At 38.7% G+C, this 15,652-nt stretch carries 15 protein-coding genes and 1 tRNA gene; 5 read left to right on the top strand and 11 right to left on the bottom strand.

Going from position 1 to position 15,652, the window contains the following annotated elements:
- Positions 1-54: 54 nt before the first annotated feature.
- The 3 genes from ACKWCF_RS07880 to ACKWCF_RS07870 are packed head-to-tail and all read right to left on the bottom strand — an operon-like array spanning position 55 to position 1,829.
- Positions 55-990 carry an SDR family oxidoreductase gene (locus tag ACKWCF_RS07880; protein WP_409480165.1) on the bottom strand — a complete coding sequence of 312 codons (936 nt, stop codon included), beginning with the start codon at positions 988-990 and terminating at the stop codon, positions 55-57.
- A gap of 4 nt (positions 991-994) precedes the next feature.
- On the bottom strand, positions 995-1,405 hold the full coding sequence (locus ACKWCF_RS07875) for a response regulator (RefSeq protein ID WP_409480164.1): 411 nt from the start codon (positions 1,403-1,405) through the stop codon (positions 995-997).
- Positions 1,406-1,448: 43 nt separating this feature from the next.
- Entirely contained in the window at positions 1,449-1,829 is a 381-nt protein-coding gene (locus tag ACKWCF_RS07870; protein WP_409480163.1) for a hypothetical protein, read from the bottom strand.
- Positions 1,830-1,995: 166 nt separating this feature from the next.
- Here ACKWCF_RS07870 and ACKWCF_RS07865 point away from each other — a divergent pair, with 166 nt between their 5' ends.
- Entirely contained in the window at positions 1,996-2,694 is a 699-nt protein-coding gene (locus ACKWCF_RS07865; RefSeq protein ID WP_409480162.1) for a response regulator transcription factor, read from the top strand.
- Between the two features lie 13 nt (positions 2,695-2,707).
- Here ACKWCF_RS07865 and ACKWCF_RS07860 read toward each other — a convergent pair whose 3' ends face one another.
- Positions 2,708-3,109 (bottom strand): Hpt domain-containing protein, encoded by a 402-nt coding sequence (locus ACKWCF_RS07860; RefSeq protein WP_409480161.1) that lies wholly within the window; start codon positions 3,107-3,109, stop codon positions 2,708-2,710.
- A gap of 232 nt (positions 3,110-3,341) precedes the next feature.
- On the opposite strand from ACKWCF_RS07860, the gene ACKWCF_RS07855 reads away from it, so the two are divergent.
- Positions 3,342-5,795 carry a hybrid sensor histidine kinase/response regulator gene (locus tag ACKWCF_RS07855; RefSeq protein WP_409480160.1) on the top strand — a complete coding sequence of 818 codons (2,454 nt, stop codon included), beginning with the start codon at positions 3,342-3,344 and terminating at the stop codon, positions 5,793-5,795.
- A gap of 178 nt (positions 5,796-5,973) precedes the next feature.
- Positions 5,974-6,735: a hypothetical protein gene (locus ACKWCF_RS07850; RefSeq protein WP_409480159.1), complete on the top strand. Its 762-nt coding sequence runs from the start codon at positions 5,974-5,976 to the stop codon at positions 6,733-6,735.
- Between the two features lie 53 nt (positions 6,736-6,788).
- Here ACKWCF_RS07850 and queA read toward each other — a convergent pair whose 3' ends face one another.
- From queA to ACKWCF_RS07835, 3 genes are all read right to left on the bottom strand, one after another.
- Complete coding sequence (gene queA / locus ACKWCF_RS07845; RefSeq protein ID WP_409480158.1) at positions 6,789-7,781, bottom strand: tRNA preQ1(34) S-adenosylmethionine ribosyltransferase-isomerase QueA; 993 nt, start codon at positions 7,779-7,781, stop codon at positions 6,789-6,791.
- A gap of 22 nt (positions 7,782-7,803) precedes the next feature.
- A complete protein-coding gene (locus ACKWCF_RS07840; RefSeq protein ID WP_409480157.1) occupies positions 7,804-8,487 on the bottom strand; it encodes a hypothetical protein in 684 nt (227 codons plus the stop codon).
- Positions 8,488-9,020: 533 nt separating this feature from the next.
- On the bottom strand, positions 9,021-9,446 hold the full coding sequence (locus ACKWCF_RS07835) for a hypothetical protein (RefSeq protein ID WP_409480156.1): 426 nt from the start codon (positions 9,444-9,446) through the stop codon (positions 9,021-9,023).
- 136 nt (positions 9,447-9,582) lie between these two features.
- Here ACKWCF_RS07835 and ACKWCF_RS07830 point away from each other — a divergent pair.
- Positions 9,583-9,665: transfer RNA gene (locus ACKWCF_RS07830), tRNA-Leu, on the top strand.
- Between the two features lie 3 nt (positions 9,666-9,668).
- Here ACKWCF_RS07830 and ACKWCF_RS07825 read toward each other — a convergent pair.
- From ACKWCF_RS07825 to ACKWCF_RS07815, 3 genes are read right to left on the bottom strand one after another with little or no spacing between them, the layout of a single operon-like run.
- Positions 9,669-11,786, bottom strand: a complete 2,118-nt coding sequence (locus tag ACKWCF_RS07825; RefSeq protein WP_409480155.1) for a PAS domain S-box protein — start codon at positions 11,784-11,786, stop codon at positions 9,669-9,671.
- A gap of 22 nt (positions 11,787-11,808) precedes the next feature.
- Positions 11,809-12,846, bottom strand: a complete 1,038-nt coding sequence (locus ACKWCF_RS07820) for a sugar ABC transporter substrate-binding protein (RefSeq protein ID WP_409480154.1) — start codon at positions 12,844-12,846, stop codon at positions 11,809-11,811.
- A gap of 16 nt (positions 12,847-12,862) precedes the next feature.
- Positions 12,863-13,255 carry a response regulator gene (locus ACKWCF_RS07815; RefSeq protein ID WP_409480153.1) on the bottom strand — a complete coding sequence of 131 codons (393 nt, stop codon included), beginning with the start codon at positions 13,253-13,255 and terminating at the stop codon, positions 12,863-12,865.
- A 247-nt stretch (positions 13,256-13,502) separates the two neighbouring features.
- Between ACKWCF_RS07815 and ACKWCF_RS07810 the strand changes: the two genes are divergently transcribed.
- On the top strand, positions 13,503-14,408 hold the full coding sequence (locus ACKWCF_RS07810; protein WP_409480152.1) for an aspartyl protease family protein: 906 nt from the start codon (positions 13,503-13,505) through the stop codon (positions 14,406-14,408).
- A 2-nt stretch (positions 14,409-14,410) separates the two neighbouring features.
- Here ACKWCF_RS07810 and ACKWCF_RS07805 read toward each other — a convergent pair whose 3' ends face one another.
- Complete coding sequence (locus tag ACKWCF_RS07805; protein ID WP_409480151.1) at positions 14,411-15,619, bottom strand: phospholipase D-like domain-containing protein; 1,209 nt, start codon at positions 15,617-15,619, stop codon at positions 14,411-14,413.
- Between the last annotated feature and the right edge of the window lie 33 nt (positions 15,620-15,652).

Here is a 15,652-nt window from a genome sequence, read left to right as displayed (position 1 = left end):
AATGTCACTGAGTTCTATTCAAATATAACTGTAGCGAAAAAGGCCTGGCACCTTCTAAGCGTGGGCTGAACTGTTTATTTTTTTAGCTCTTACCCGGTTACCGAAATAACTGCGATGCCCCCATAAGCGCGATCCCGGAAGCAGTAAAAACATCACCTTGTGGAACATAAATTCCGGCAACAGCTTTCTTAAGATCGAAAAAACGACAGCATCTAAAGTGACCCGCAAACGAAGTGGCGGATTTTTCCTTTCGATTAATTTTTCTACCTTGTGCGCGATCGATTCGGGAGTGGCAAACGCCCATTTCATCAGGCTTTCGATAAAGGGCGACATGGAATTATAATACTCCGAATGCGGGCCTTTAAGTTTTGCTGATAATTTTGCTTTTTTCGGAAGCAATATGTTTTTAAATGAATCTGAATTAATAAACCCCGGTTCAACCAGACTTACTTTAATACCGTAAGGTTTAGCCTCATACCATAAAGATTCAGTCGCACCTTCAAGCGCATGTTTAGAAGCTGAATAAGAGGCCATGGTTGGCATCGAGACCATACCACTTACTGAAGAGATGTTGATAATATGCCCGTTCATTTGTTCACGCATAATCGGAAGCACTGAACGAATTAATGACATCGGCCCTAAGTAATTGGTTTCTAACTGAATCATTTCTGATTCACGATCCATATGTTCAACCACGGAACGATAACAAATACCGGCGTTATTGACTAATACATCAATGCGTCCCCATAGGTTTGCAATCTCATTCACCAATGAATAAACATTAGATTCATTCGTAACATCTAATTCACGAATCAAAAGCTTATCTGATTCCTGAAATAATTCACGAAGATGCTCGAGTCTGTGCGAACGAGCTGTCACAACAATTTTATAAGCAGGATTACGAGATAAGGTTTCCACCAGGGCTTTTCCAAGCCCGGTGGCACAACCTGTAATCAAAACTACTTTTTGCGAAGTATCGACTTGATTCACAAACTCACATAGCCTTTCGGTCTTCCGTCAAACGGTGCAAGACCTCTTTAAATACATTAGGGTTAATTGGTTTTGATAAGACTTCAATACGACGAGATTCTGTATCGACAATTTCTTCGACCTCGTCTTTATCCACTGATGAGATCAGAATAATGGGAGGGGCTTCCTGATCATCTGCAAAAATATTTTCAACAAAATCAAGACCTGTGTCTGATCCCGCCAAGAATACGTCAGTAATAATGAAGTCAAAGAACTGCCCTGTCGCAATTGCTTTTTCATATTCTACTTTCGCTTCTTCAGCACTAACAGCCCAATGGATTTCAGCGATATTTGCACCTAAATTTCGGCGTAATATATCGGCCCATAAAGGCTTATAAGCCAAATCGTCTTCGATAATTAATACTCTGTAGATCATAACACACTCTCTTTCAACAAGAGCTGTACATGGTGTACATCATCTAAATCGCTAGTTCTTGTTCGTTGACATAATCATTCTCTGCTAAACTCCAATCTGTGCGCCCTCGTTTTCTGTGATCTGATTTTTTTTGACTAAATAATTTACGTTTCATTTTGCCACTTGCATTCGTAATGGTTTCCCAACATTCGTCACCTGAAGATTGCACGTAGACTTTTCTGTGTAACCACGGTGCATGTGCCTCAATATGGCATTTAAATTTTTCGCCGTGATTTTTAGAGGTCACTTCTTTTTTACAGTACAAATCCACAAATAAATTGTGTTTTTGTGATAATCCGCCAAACATCTCGGTAATGTAACCTTCGATATTGTAACGTAAATAATCTGGAACCTCGACGTGCGAGAAATGCAAGTTAATGGTCATAAATTCCTCCTTGAGCTATGCCGTATAATAAGTGTGTGGGGTAAATTTGGGATTCCGATTAAAATCATTTGAAGATTACGCAAAATCACAGTAATTTTAGAGAGAGAAGTAATGAACCAGGACCTAAGTTTGTAAATACTGTTTTATTTGTAATAGGGTAGATCTTATGGCGAAAATACTGTGCATCGAAGATAACCAAGATTTTGTAATCTATCTTACATCTGTTTTAAAAGATCATACGTTGTCTTTTGCCCCAACTTTAAATGATGCGTTTAAATATGTGCAAAACGGGCGCGAAAGTTTTGATTTAATCTTACTTGATGTGTCACTTCCCGACGGAAACGGCATTAAAGCCTTATCACAGTTCAAAGACGCCTTCAGTGCGAAAGATATTCCGATTATTATTTTAAGTGCTGATAACGATATTCTAAGCAAAGTGGCGGCCTTTGGCGTTGGTGCCGATGATTACATCGTAAAACCACCCCATTCAGCCGAATTAAAAGCGCGTATCGAAGCCCGTCTTCGCACGGCTTCTGCACAAGCTAAAGATACGCAATTTATCAAATTGGGAAATCTTATTATCGACTCTGATAAAATGAGTGTGCAAATTCAGCTCACTGACAAATTAGAGAATGTCGATTTAACACCTTCTGAGTTTAAACTTTTAAAAATTCTCTCTACCCGCCCAGGTCAGGTTTATTCACGTGATTATCTTATTGATCATGTGTGGGGAATTTCAAAACATATTACCGAGCGTACGGTCGATGCACACATTTCGCATCTTCGTAAAAAGATTTCTTCAAGCACAGCTAAAGTAGAAACTGTGCTTGGTGCCGGTTATAAAATCGAAGTAAAACCCGCTTAATATTTTAAAAAAATTAGATGTAATTTTGGTAATCCGAAAAGGCCTTTTTCATTTGGCCTAACATGGTTTTTCCGTCATTCAAATAATCAACGACTTCGTGATGAAGATCGGCTGACGACATTTCAGGGGTTCCTTTAACATCGCGTGAAATCTTACGTGAGCGTTGTGCAAAACTGCTAAACCCCACAAGATCTGCCGAACCTGCAATTTTATGCGAGCCTTTAGAGACCTCGACAAGCTCTCCAGAATTTAAGCTTGTGGCCACATGAGCCAAAGATTCTTCTAGGGTAATGAAAAAGCGCGCCAAAATTTTTAAAGCCACTTTTTCATCGGTATCTTCCTTAAGTTGCTCTAAACCTTGTGGGTTAAAATCCTTTACCGCTTTGAATTTTGTCAATATCTCTTGAAATTGCATAATACCCCTCGCATATGCCGCAATCTTCCTTAATTTTGACTAAACCATGTCCAAATAAAGGACGTTTGAAGGTCATTTGAAGATTTCTTCAAACGAAATTATTATTAATATCAAATTGTTTCAACTACTATAGAAGGAGATGAAAGCTTCAAAACGAATTTACAACCGTGTCATCCTAAGTCTAAGCCATCATGTCAACCAGCTGCAGAGATTTATACTCTGGGCTCCCGTCTTGACTTTAATTTCTGGCTTGGGTTTTTGCTATTATATCTACACGCATTTAAAACAACGTGATGATTTTATTCAAAAAACTATCTTTACCCAAACAGCCCGCGAAGAGCTGACTAAAATCGACCTATTACTTACAAATAGTATACTTAAAATTCAAAGTTATGAAAACAACCTTGAAGATAGGCCGGCTAATTACACGAAAGATGAACCATATTTAGACTTAGTACTTCGCCATACGCTTTTTCAGCGTATGACCATTATTCAAGAACAGAATAATCAACAATATAAAGCCCTATTACGTGTAAATACACCAGATTCGACTTTACCTGAGCCCACATCGAATTTTCTAAAAGCCCCAGAAGTAAAACATATTATTCAAGAATTAAAAAAGACCTCTGGTTTACTTACGACTTTAGTTTTTGAAGGCAACAACCGACCTTATCTATCGGTGATTTTACGTTCACGCTTTCATCGAAAGATTTATTTTCTATTTACCACACCTTTAAGTAATTTATTTAATCAGACTATTATTTCTGACTCGAGCAATATAGTTGTTAAAACCGATACTAATCCCAATTCGTGGATTATCAGAAGCGAAGCGGATGGAACTAAATCAATTTCGCGGTATGTGCCTAGGCCAAATAAAGATATGGTGAATGTTCACTTTTTAGATTCACTGCCACAATCGAATGTGAATTTATCTATTGATTTTAGGTATTCGCCAATTAAGACAAACTATTTATCCCCTGAAAATACGGCGGCGTTGTTAGGTGTTTTGTTAACTTTAGCTATTTCGTATTTGATGTATCACTTGATTCATCAAAATCGCATGGCAAATCGTTTAATTATCAGTAAAACTTTAGATTTAGAAAAAACCGCACACGATCTACAACAGGCTTTAAACTCAAAAGCCCATTTCTTTGGTAAAATTTCACATGAAATCAGAACCCCGTTAAATTTAATTTTAGGGATGATTGATTTATGTAACGAAGCTAACACTGACAATGTCGTGCAAAACTATTTAAAGACCATGCACACATCCGGTGAACATTTGCTTTCAATGCTTGATGACTTAATTGAACTTGCCCAAGCTGAAAAAAATGAAATGACATTTCAAGAGCGTACAATTTACTTGGCTCAGTTCTTAGGTGATGTGTCTAAACTTGCTGGTCAAGACTGTAAGCATAAGGGTTTAAATATCTATCTGCATTTAGATAAATCAATGCCTGCTTGTATTGTCACTGACCCTAACCGTTTACGTCAGGTTTTATTAAATTTATTACGTAATGCCACTAAGTACACGCAGCACGGCCATGTGATTTTAGCGGTGCAAGCAGCCGATACCTTAGGGGCCAACCGTGTAAAACTTAAATTTGAAATTAAAGACAGTGGTATTGGTATTCCGTCAGATAAAATCAATAAAGTTTTTGATGCCTTCTTTCAGGTTGAAAATTCAAAAACTTACGCCGAAGGCGGTGTGGGCCTTGGGTTGTCGATTGTGAAAGATATCGTTAAAAAAATGCATGGTAAAATTTCGGTCGATTCGACACCGAAAAAAGGATCTGTATTTACCGTTGATTTAGAATTTAACCGCCCAGAACACACAAATTGGTATGAGATCTATAAAACACCAGATCCTACAAAATACACGGCTGTTCTTATGTCGAAAGACCCGTTATTACAAAAATCTTTTGCCTCTTTGGCTTTTCATCAAAATATCGAAGAGATTATTTTTATCACCGAAGACTTTGCTAAAGTTTTACTTTTATCTGATCCGAACAGACGTTATTGGATCGTGTACGATCCAGAAACAGCCTCAATGGACTTAGATATCTTAGCTAAAACATTTGGCCGCCATGTGTTTGTCTTAGGGCAAAACAACAAATCGAATACGGGCGTAAGCTCGACAGTTAATTACCTAAGTAACGTGCCGTTCTTACCGTACGAGCTATTAACCGTGAATGGTTTTTCAAGCCGCAGCCGCCAAAGAAAACACCTATCAAGCAGCCTGGCAGCCTCAAACCAAGCGGCCGCCCAAAGTGCTGCACAACCGCCAATTGTATTTCCGAAAGATGATCTATCAATTATCGTAGCCGATGATGATCATGGTAATATCGAACTGTATAAAGCTTATTTCGCGAAATCATCGTGGCAGATTCATTACAACTATGACGGTGAAAGTGCATGGCAATGTTTTGAAAAGAAATTGCCTGATTTATTAATCTTAGATGTGCGTATGCCGAATATGGATGGTTTTGAACTCTTACAAAAAATCAGACAGTATGAAAAAGGCAGAAACATTAAACCGATTCCGGTGATTTTAGTCACTGCGGATTTACTGGATTTTACGGCTCGAACAGCTAAGACATTTGACGAAGTCACGTTGTTAGCCAAGCCGATTAAGAAAAAATTGTTGTTTGATACGATTCACAATGTGTCGATGAGTTACCGGTAGACTGACTAGACTCGCATATAGTTTTTGCTTCATTTTTCTGGAGCATTACGCAATTGTTTTTCCTTTAAAGCTTTGCATTGGTTTATACACCAGCAGCCGAAAGCGCAGGTAGTGTGGGCTATTACTAGACTTTAAATCTTCTTAAATCGTGGCGTAATGATTAACAACAGGAGATTTAATGAAAAAATATTTACTATCCGCAACTGTACTTCTTTTGGCGTCTTGCTCACACGTAGATCAAAAAAGAACTACTTCATCTGAAGACACTGAAGTTACTTGTAAAACAGTGACTGAGCGCCGTGCACAAGTCTATGCAACTCTTTCTCGCATTGAAAGCGCTGCTGCAAATATGCAAGACCCTAAAACTAAAGAACTTTATAGCTCTTACTTAGCCGCTGTAAAACAAAAAATAGCGAAGTTTAACTCAGATATGGATATGAACATGAGCGAATGCCAAAGAGGTATGTATGCGAATGTTATTAACCATCGCAATAATATCTTCAGTAAAGAACTTCTGTATTCATCTGCATTTTGGAATACCGTTAATAACTCAATCGTTTTTGATCAAAGCTGTAAGAAAGTAAGACGTTCATTCGGATACGGAGATAATCCTCCATTAATCCTGCTAAGTTTCAAAGAGGATGAACTTAATGGAACAGATACAGGTTCGTATTACTTCCGTTTCGATTCTGACTTCGCTGCGATCTCGTCATTATACAACTCGGCTAATCCTTTAAAAGTTCAGTGCGTGAAGGATAACAATCGTTCTGTAAATTATGATGAAAAATCTAATACGCTTAGTTTAGGCTACTCTAGCCGCACTGAAGTTGACGCTTTTCCAGAAGGCTTATTAAGTGGTCCTCCGGTTTATGCACGCACAAACCGCGAAGTTGATTTTATGAAAGTTTATAACGCTGTTATGTCGAAAGTTCAGCAATAATTTTTTCGAAAAATATCTAAGACAAAAAAGCCCTGATTGATTCAGGGCTTTTTTTATTTAAGCCAAACTGATAGATCACCGTAGCTAAAAAGTTTGAATTTACGTTCAATGGCCCACGCGTAATTTTTCTTAACATTGGCTAATGATGAAAAACCAGATACAAGTGCAAGCAAAGTTGATTCTGGTTGATGGAAGTTAGTCATTAAACGATCAACGATTAGAAACTGACTACCCTCTTGCAATAACAATTCTGAAGCGCCTGATAGTTTCTGCGTACGCGCAGCTGTTTCTAACGTACGAGTCACTGTTGTTCCTAATGCCCACACTTTATTTCCTGAAACTTTAGCTTTTTGAATATCAGCCCAAACTGTTTCTGGAATATCATAAACTTCAGCGTGCATTTTATGATTGTCTAAGTTTTCAACTTTAACGGGTAAGAATGTACCAAGACCCACATGTAATGTGATCTTTTCTACTTTTACACCTTTAGCTTGAAGCTTGGCCAAATCAGCATCTGAAAAATGAAGGCTTGCCGTTGGAGCTGCAAAGCTTCCCGGCTTTTCAGCCCAAGCTGTTTGATACCATGATTCATCGGCTTGCACATTGTGACGCTCTTCACGCGCCTTTTGAATATATGGCGGAAGCGGAAGCTCTCCGAACTTTTCAAAATCAGCTTCAGTTAATCGTGGCGTTACTTCAACTAATTGCGGAAGCCCTTTTTCTGACAGCTTCATTTTTGCGCCATTAGGTAATGTGATCTCGTCACCGACTTTATATTTTTTTGAAGGAAATAAAACTTTTTGTGTGCCGTTTGGTAGTTCTTCTAAAAAAAGAATTTCTAGGTCACCGGCAAACACACGGCGCTTTAAAACTTTAGTGTCGTTTAACACTAAAACATCGCCCGCTGGAATTTTATGAATTAAATCAGAAACCGTGATCTCTTGGGGTTGACCTTTTTCATCGACAAACATCACACGCGTTGGACGCGACGGGCTTGTAGCGATAAGCTCTTCAGGAAAATCATAAGTCAGATCAGAAAGTTTCATGAAAGCTTAAGTATCATAAGCCCTAGATCGACTCAAGCAATGCCTTTGCTTGCGCGATATCTTCTGGCGATGAACGAACGGGCCCATGGGCAAAGATAACATGCGCTCCGGTATTAACGAGCCTTAAAACTTCAGCAGCTAATGCTTGCACATTTTTCACGTAAAAACGAATAAAGCCGCGATTCACTTGAAAGCCTGGTTTTTTACCCATGAGGTGCATCAGCGGGCGTATAAACGCAGGGCCTGGGTAACGATCAAGATCTTCTAAAAGTTCATCAACATAAACGACGGGGCGATCTCCTCTTGTTATTTCAATAAATAAAGTCGTGTCTCCCATGCCTGGAGCTAAAGTAATTTTAACGTTTGGATCTTTAATATTAAGTTCTTCAATTGGGCGAACATCAACTTTGCACACTTTTGAAATACGATCGGTGGCTTTGGGTGCCGCAAACACTTTTAGATATGGACGAAGCTTTAACCAACCGTTGATTCCCAAAGTATGACCTGAGTGCGGAGAAAGTAAGGCTAAAATTGGTCCCATTTTTTCGATAAACTGAATATGTGATTCTGAAATATTTGAAGCCGGGCTTAGAATAACAAAACCATCACCCATTTGAATCGCCGTACAATTAGCTCTGGCATAACCTGCTGCTTGATACTCTAAAACATAAACCCCAGTTGCTGATCCGACCGCATGCCATTCCATAAACAAAACCCTCTTTCGACTACTTAATTATTTTAAGTTGAAGGATTTGTTTCAAGCACAAAAATAAAAAAAGCGGAAAGCTTTTTAGGCTTTCCGCTGAAGATTAAGTTAGGGAACCACCAAAACCCAACTTATTCTTACTTATAAAATCTTTTTGCTGGCACCTTTACTCTTCTATCTGCCACCGTGATCCAGAGGGAATAGATCACTAGGCTTGAGTAAAACCCACAAAAAATTAAAACTTCATTTAATTCGAAACTCACTGGAAACTCCTTCTTCGTTCGTCTCTTTTTTTTCTTGTCAGCCTTCCGTGGCCAACTATGTCGACGACTTCGGAAACAGCCATCCTAGCTGTATGCACCCCTTAGTCGTCTTGGGGGAGCGTCCTTGCTCTTAATGGTTAGATGATTTGGTTCCACTTTGGGGTTAAAAAAAGAGCAAAAGAAATAAAAATCCAGACCATAAGCTAGGCTTATGCGGCTTTGTAACTATTTATAAACATTAAGGAGTTTTTAAGGCTTTTAGTAAACGTCTTATGGCTTAGGAGCGGCTTGCGCAGAAGATTTGTTCTTTTCTACTTGAGTGGCAATGCCACGAATTTTTGCCTGCTGATCAGCGGGTAATGACTTTAAAAATTCACCGGGATTTTGCAAAGCTTTTTGCAGGAGCTGTTGCATCTTGGCTGTATCACCACCACTTAGTTTTTGCACTGTCGCCATAATATCAGCCGACACGTCGTAAACTTCGTTTTTTAACTGTTGATTGCCACCCACGGCTTGTAACGCAAAGGCATCGGCCTGCTGCGCTTTAGAATCGGCTTTAATTACTTCGTTACGTTTAGATTCTGTGCGCAGTAACTCTTGCACATCTTTTAAGGCTGGGTCGATGTCTTCTTCAGCAAAGCTTACTGTGGTAGCCATAAAACTTACTGATAAAAGTAAAACTAAAAACTTAGACATCCCTATACCCCTTGGAATCAATTAGTCTGCCACGGGAATTATCATTTTTAATAAAGAATTTTAGCGATTCGCAAAATGAGACAGCGATCACATTGACCACCCTATTAGCTTTTGCTTTAATTTAGTTAATGAGTGCGCGCGAATGGTGGAATTGGTAGACACGTACGTTTGAGGGGCGTATGCGCAAGCGTGAGGGTTCAAGTCCCTCTTCGCGCACCATGATTAATCTTCGGGACTATTTAACGGAAGCTCAACAACAAACGTAGCTCCTTCGCCAAGTTCACTTTCTACTGAAATATGCCCGCCATGAGTTTCGACCAATTCTTTAACGATATAAAGGCCTAAGCCTAAACCACCAAAGCTATTGACCGAAACGGCTCTTTCAAAACGCTCAAAGATTCTATTTTGATTTTCTTTTGAAATACCAATGCCCATATCACGTACGGTAAATTTCGCTTTGCCATTTTCAACGAAGACCTTAACAGCAATAGGTTTTCCCGCTCCGAATTTAATGGCGTTTGAAATAAGATTTACAATAACTTGCTCAAGACGAAGTTTATCCCAGTGTCCGACAATTTTAGTGTCGCCTACTAAACTGACCGCACATCCTTTTTCTTTAAACTCCATTTGAAAGTGCTGAATTATATCATTCAGCAGGTCATATAAATTAATATCGACTTTTTGAAGAGCTAATTTTCCTGCGCCAATACGCGAGACATCCAAAAGACTATCAATCAACAACGACAAACGCTCAAGGTGCTGCCTAGAAATACGAAGCATGTCCTGTTGTTTTTCTTTACTTAAAGTATTTAAACGCCCCTGTTCGATCAGACGATTTAAAAGCTGCGTTTGTAAAGCCAATGTTGTTAACGGAGTTTTTAATTCATGTGAAGCAATAGATAAAAATTCATCGCGGGCGTTAACGGCTTTTTGCGCCTCTAAGCGCGCAACTTGTTCTTGAATCAACAGTTTATCTCGGGCCGCTTCGGCTAGTTTACGTTCAGTGATGTTTTCAATGATAGAGATCGTTTTAATAAACTCGTCTTTTTCATTACGAAGAACAGAAGCTGAAACATGCCCCCAAACAGTCTGACCATCTTTTCTGATAAAGCGCTTTTCAAAACTTACATTAGGCTTATCTCCAGTAACCAGCGCTTTCATTTCTTGAGCTGAAATCTCAACGTCTTCTGGGTGAGTTGTTTTAATAAAACTAAAAGCGATAAGTTCAGCTTCTGTATAACCTACAAACTCTTCAAAAGCCCGATTACATCTCAAAAAGCGGCCATTGGGCCCAATATTTAAAATACCTACCGGAGAAGTTTCGTAAATAGAACGATAATCAGCTTCACTTTTTAACAGAGCCTTTTGAAATCTTTCTCGCTCTGTCACATCAGTGGCAATACCGCACACGCCATAAAATTTTCCCAACGAATCAAAAAGTGGAAACTTAAGTGTTAAATAAGTTAAAATCCCCTCATGATGAGTTGGCACATCAATTAACATTTTTTCTAGATCCGGGCCTTTAAATAATTGCGTTGCCTGATTAACATCAACAAACTCATCGGCTTTATCTAAAAATTTATTTTTAAACTCATCGCTAATAGCGATCGTTCGTCCGTTTTTATCATTCACCATCACCGATATCGGTGCAAACTCAAGGATGCCCTGAAACATTGTCGCAAGCCTAATGATCGGATACGAAATATAATTAGTGACGACATAAATAATAATTACCCCGACAATGGTCACGAAGACACCCAAAAGCATAAGAATAAACCGGCTTCTTGCAATATCTTTATGGGTTGTGAAAGTTGAAATCCCGGCAACAATAACACCGATTTGCCCTTGATCAAAACTTCCGTAATAAGGCATTGCAATTTCTTTGATCGTTTGATTATCGCAGCAGGCGACGTAACTGATTTTATTTCCGACCTTGTTTAAATCAGAAATTTGCGCCGTATAACTTTTAAGAGAGTTAAGATGCTTGTTTTCAATAAACTCTTGGTATTCAGGGTTATAACTCTTAGAGATGATGTCTCCAGAAGCATCTAGAATAACGATATATTTAAGTGAATCTTCTTTTTCAATAAGCTGGTCTGAAAAAATTTGGGCATGGTATTTACCGGAAAAACTAATTCTTGAGATCGAAATAGACAAAACATTTGTGATGTTTTGAGAAAGCCTGTTTTCTGAAGACTCAATAACATTATGAAAAAGATACGTAGTAATCAAAATTAAAATACCGATCAACAAAGCAAAAACGGTAAAAAAAGCTCCCCCAATTTTTAAATTGATATTTTTGAAATTATCTCTGTCGAACTTTTTTAATTTATTTTCCACAACATGCTTTTTAGTATTTTACTTAATACTTTTCAATGAACTGGTTATCCCAGAAGCTTCCTTTCTTCCACGCTTTTTCAAATTTGTTTGGTATTTTACCTAGCCAACCGGGATAAAAACCGACCGTTGATTTAACAATTGGAAATGTCGGCACAAGAATTTTTTTAGGATATTTTTCACCTTTTAAAATTTTCCAAGCGACACTCATACTTTGTCTGCCAAGCTCGGCACAAAACTGAGCTGAATCAATGACTGTAAGACCTGCTTTAATATTTTTTACAGAACGTGGGTCACCATCGACTGTGGCAATTTTTATTTCATTTCGCTTAGCCTTAGCTATAGCTTCAACAACACTAAGGCCTCCGCCATCATTTACGGTAAAGACAGCATCAACTGAATTTTTATTCGGAAACTTAGCCAGAATATCAGCACCAGCTTTTTTGCCACCAACTGGTTCAACAGCTTCAAAAGATCCGATGACTTTAAATTTTTGCTTTTCTGTTCTTAAAGCATCCATTAACCCATCAACACGTTCAACCGTTGAAGAAACTTTAGGATATTCAACCAACACTAACTTCATTTCGTGATCGTCTGGAAATAGCGAAGCTAGGTATTCTCCGTCTAAATACCCGGCTTGGTAATTATTTGATGTAATGTAAGAAGCGATTTCACCCTTAACGATATACTGGTCATACGCAACCACTGGAATTTTTTTGGCATTTGCTTTCAGAAGTGGAGCCACAAGAGCTGCATTATCAGTCGGCTGCACGATAATAAGATCGACATTATCTTTATCAATCATCTGATCCATTTGCTTAATTTGATTCGCTACCCCTTCTGCTCCGTCACCGGCCACATAAGGTATTAATTTTAAGTGGTCTTTAGATTTCTTTAAATCTTGATTAATTTGCGCAGCAACTTCTTCAAGGCCTTTTCTCATGGCCACTTGGCCTTCGATATTCATTGACCAATAAAGAACGCCCACACGAAATTCTTTAGCATAAGCCTGTGATGTGTAAACTAAGCTAGATACAATCGTTAGCAATGCTAGAATTTTCATACTTTTTCCGCCAATCTTAAGATTTATAATTTTCTTTATAGTTCGCCTGGACTCTTTGTAAAAGAGCTTCAAAATCCATTGGCTTAGAGATCACTTCTTTGACATCGATATTTTTAACTCGGTCAGTGTAGGCCGTCATAAGGATAATAGGAATTTGAGGGTGACTAGTCTTTTGAAAGGCTTCAACGAATTCCCAACCATTCATTTTAGGCATCATAAGATCTAAAAGAATAAGCCCGTAATGAGGTGAATGAGATAGAATATCTAGCGCCTCTTTGCCATTGGCTGCTGTTGTTACCGAATAGCCTTCTGTCATAAAAGCCATTTGTAAGATCTCGCGAATCCCTTCATCATCATCCACGACCAAAATGTTTTTTTCAGGTTGTCCGTTTTGATTTTGAGATTCCAAATACAGCTCTCTCCTAGAATCCTAATTTAATCATTAATTATGACATCAAACAATAGTTAATTTCTCAACCTTAGCCTGTCAAAAAGCAATGAAAGGCTAAGCCTTTTCATCTAAACCAGAAGGCTAAATTAAAAAATTAATCTACTCGTTTATTGCTGTTTTTCCTGATGACTATGCGGTCCTATATGGCCCCATAACGCTTTATTTGAGGTAGACGCGTACATTTGTGGGACGTATGCTCCTTTCTATGAAAATAATCAGCACCTTAATACTTAGTTTTTTAAGCTTAATCGGCTGTGCTTCGAAACAAGCTGTAAATACTTCTGCAGAGCACGGCGTCCCCTTTAGTTATGCTGGGCGCTACTTAATCAAAATTCCAGTCACCTTAAACGAGACTCACCCCACCTATTTTATTTTTGACACTGGAATCGGCGTCAATCTTCTTTCTAAATCCCTCTGTGAAAATTTTGGATGCACAATTCAAAGTAGCCACACTGGGCAACGTATGTCCGGGCAGAAAATCACCGTTCCCATGTCACAAATCAATTCTTTAACATTTGCTGGGCAAAAGATAGAATCCATTCCTACTGGCGTTTGGGAAATGAAAGGCTTTTTACCACCTGATGAAGACTGCAAAAATGTAGAGGGATTTCTTTCACTTGGTTTCTTTCGTAAAATTCCGTTCACCATGGATTACAAAAAGAAGCTCTTCTTCATCGAAACAGCTGAAAGTCTAAAAGTTCGAAAATCTAAAGGCTTCGTTATTCCGATCACTATCGACGAAGATGGACCTGCTGTTACGATCTTTATGCCACTTAAGCTTTCTGATGGATCAACAATCAAAGTAGAAATTGATCTTGGCGGAGATATTCTTACCTTGAATAGAAAACTAATGCCAACTGTAGGCGCCGATCCGAAGGCGAAGGGTGTTTTAATTGAAAAACAAAAAGATGAAACCGGCCATCCGTACGTAAGATACTATACAGGCATAAAAGGACCTATCGCACCAGCAGCCGCGCCAAATCTACAGCAGTCAAACCTTAAGGTTATGTTTCAAGATATCATTTATGACGGCTTAATCGCCAACGATTTCATGAAGCGCTTTACGGTCACTTACGATTTGGCAAATTCAGAAATTATTCTTGAACCTTAATACTAAATTAAAGGACAACTCACTGTAGTCTCATCAGGAACAGATACCGCAGCTTTCCAGTCTAGCTCAAAAATAGCTGACATCGTTTGAATAGGTTTTGCCTCTGAGAATAGAATTCCCAATTCACGCGCCCTAGATGTTGAGTTCTTAGAAAAATTAACCGAGCCCACATACGCTATTACACCATCCACGACCATCATCTTTGAATGCATATACGGCTGCGTAACACTTTCTGGAATCGGCATCACCTTAGTTTGCACTCCAGCAGAAGCTAGTTCTTTTAAATACGGGTAATTAGCTTTGGCATTACCCTTACTGCACATCGGAACTAACACTCTTACCAAGACCCCGCGCTTTTTTGCGGCAATCAGTGCGGCTTGAATCTGTGAATCACCAAGATTTTCAACTTGAACCATCACTGTTTTTTTAGCGGCAGAAATAAGACCAACTAACTTTGTTAAAGAATTAACAGGGCTCCACACAAGGTGAAGCTCGCTCACTTGCGGCGTAAGTCCCTGGTTAGTATTGGCATTGACCCAGTCTTGCTCAAAAACGCTAATCACTTCGCTGATCACATCAGGGTCATGCACAATTAAACCAAAATCACGTGTCACATCTTCTAACTTCGTTAAATTAATCGCCGTAATAAATACTTCTGAATTATTAATAACCATTGATTTTTGATGGCTGATCGTAAAAGCCGAAGTGCTGGCACGCACGTCAACGCCGCCTGCTTTTAACTGTTGAAAACCTAAGTTAAAATTCGGAAGATTTAAACTTACACTATCTAAAATAACTTTAACCGTAACTCCCCGTTTTTGTGCTGAGACTAAGGCGTTAATAATTTCATTACTTGTTAAATGAAACATCGCCATACGAACCACATCACCACTTTTAGTGCTATTAATACTTTGCAAAAACTCGACATGACCTTTTGCATTTGGAGTCACAATAAGCTGCACATCACCTTTAAGTAACGGCAATGCCGTTGTTTCATTCGGTGGAGTCACAACCGGAGGTGGCGAACTTGTAACTGGCGGATTGGTCGTAGTTGGAGGTGTCGTTTCAGGTGGCTCTTCTGTTGGTGGAATTGCCGCTGGTGAATTAACCTCTGACGCTACTGAAGAGTTACTATCTGAAGACTGTGTGCAATTAACTAAAGATAAACAAACAAAAAACAAAACTAAAAGATGCGAATTTATTTTTTTCATCTTTTAGTTGTAGTCGATTTTCAAAGAAATTTA

Origin of the sequence: Pseudobdellovibrio sp. HCB154 (assembly GCF_046267985.1) — a bacterium.
Lineage (GTDB): Bacteria > Bdellovibrionota > Bdellovibrionia > Bdellovibrionales > Bdellovibrionaceae > Pseudobdellovibrio.
Note: the sequence above shows the minus strand (reverse complement) of the source record. Positions and strands in the feature narration are given on the sequence as shown.

Bases quoted from the DNA above. Each gene is read 5' to 3' on its own strand.
- ACKWCF_RS07865 (WP_409480162.1), top strand. From the start codon at position 1,996: ATGGCGAAAATACTGTGCATCGAAGATAACCAAGATTTTGTAATCTAT.
- ACKWCF_RS07840 (WP_409480157.1), bottom strand. From the start codon at position 8,487: ATGGAATGGCATGCGGTCGGATCAGCAACTGGGGTTTATGTTTTAGAG.
- ACKWCF_RS07870 (WP_409480163.1), bottom strand. From the start codon at position 1,829: ATGACCATTAACTTGCATTTCTCGCACGTCGAGGTTCCAGATTATTTA.
- ACKWCF_RS07850 (WP_409480159.1), top strand. From the start codon at position 5,974: ATGAAAAAATATTTACTATCCGCAACTGTACTTCTTTTGGCGTCTTGC.
- ACKWCF_RS07860 (WP_409480161.1), bottom strand. From the start codon at position 3,109: ATGCAATTTCAAGAGATATTGACAAAATTCAAAGCGGTAAAGGATTTT.
- ACKWCF_RS07835 (WP_409480156.1), bottom strand. From the start codon at position 9,446: ATGTCTAAGTTTTTAGTTTTACTTTTATCAGTAAGTTTTATGGCTACC.
- ACKWCF_RS07820 (WP_409480154.1), bottom strand. From the start codon at position 12,846: ATGAAAATTCTAGCATTGCTAACGATTGTATCTAGCTTAGTTTACACA.
- ACKWCF_RS07875 (WP_409480164.1), bottom strand. From the start codon at position 1,405: ATGATCTACAGAGTATTAATTATCGAAGACGATTTGGCTTATAAGCCT.
- ACKWCF_RS07805 (WP_409480151.1), bottom strand. From the start codon at position 15,619: ATGAAAAAAATAAATTCGCATCTTTTAGTTTTGTTTTTTGTTTGTTTA.
- queA (WP_409480158.1), bottom strand. From the start codon at position 7,781: ATGAAACTTTCTGATCTGACTTATGATTTTCCTGAAGAGCTTATCGCT.
- ACKWCF_RS07810 (WP_409480152.1), top strand. From the start codon at position 13,503: ATGAAAATAATCAGCACCTTAATACTTAGTTTTTTAAGCTTAATCGGC.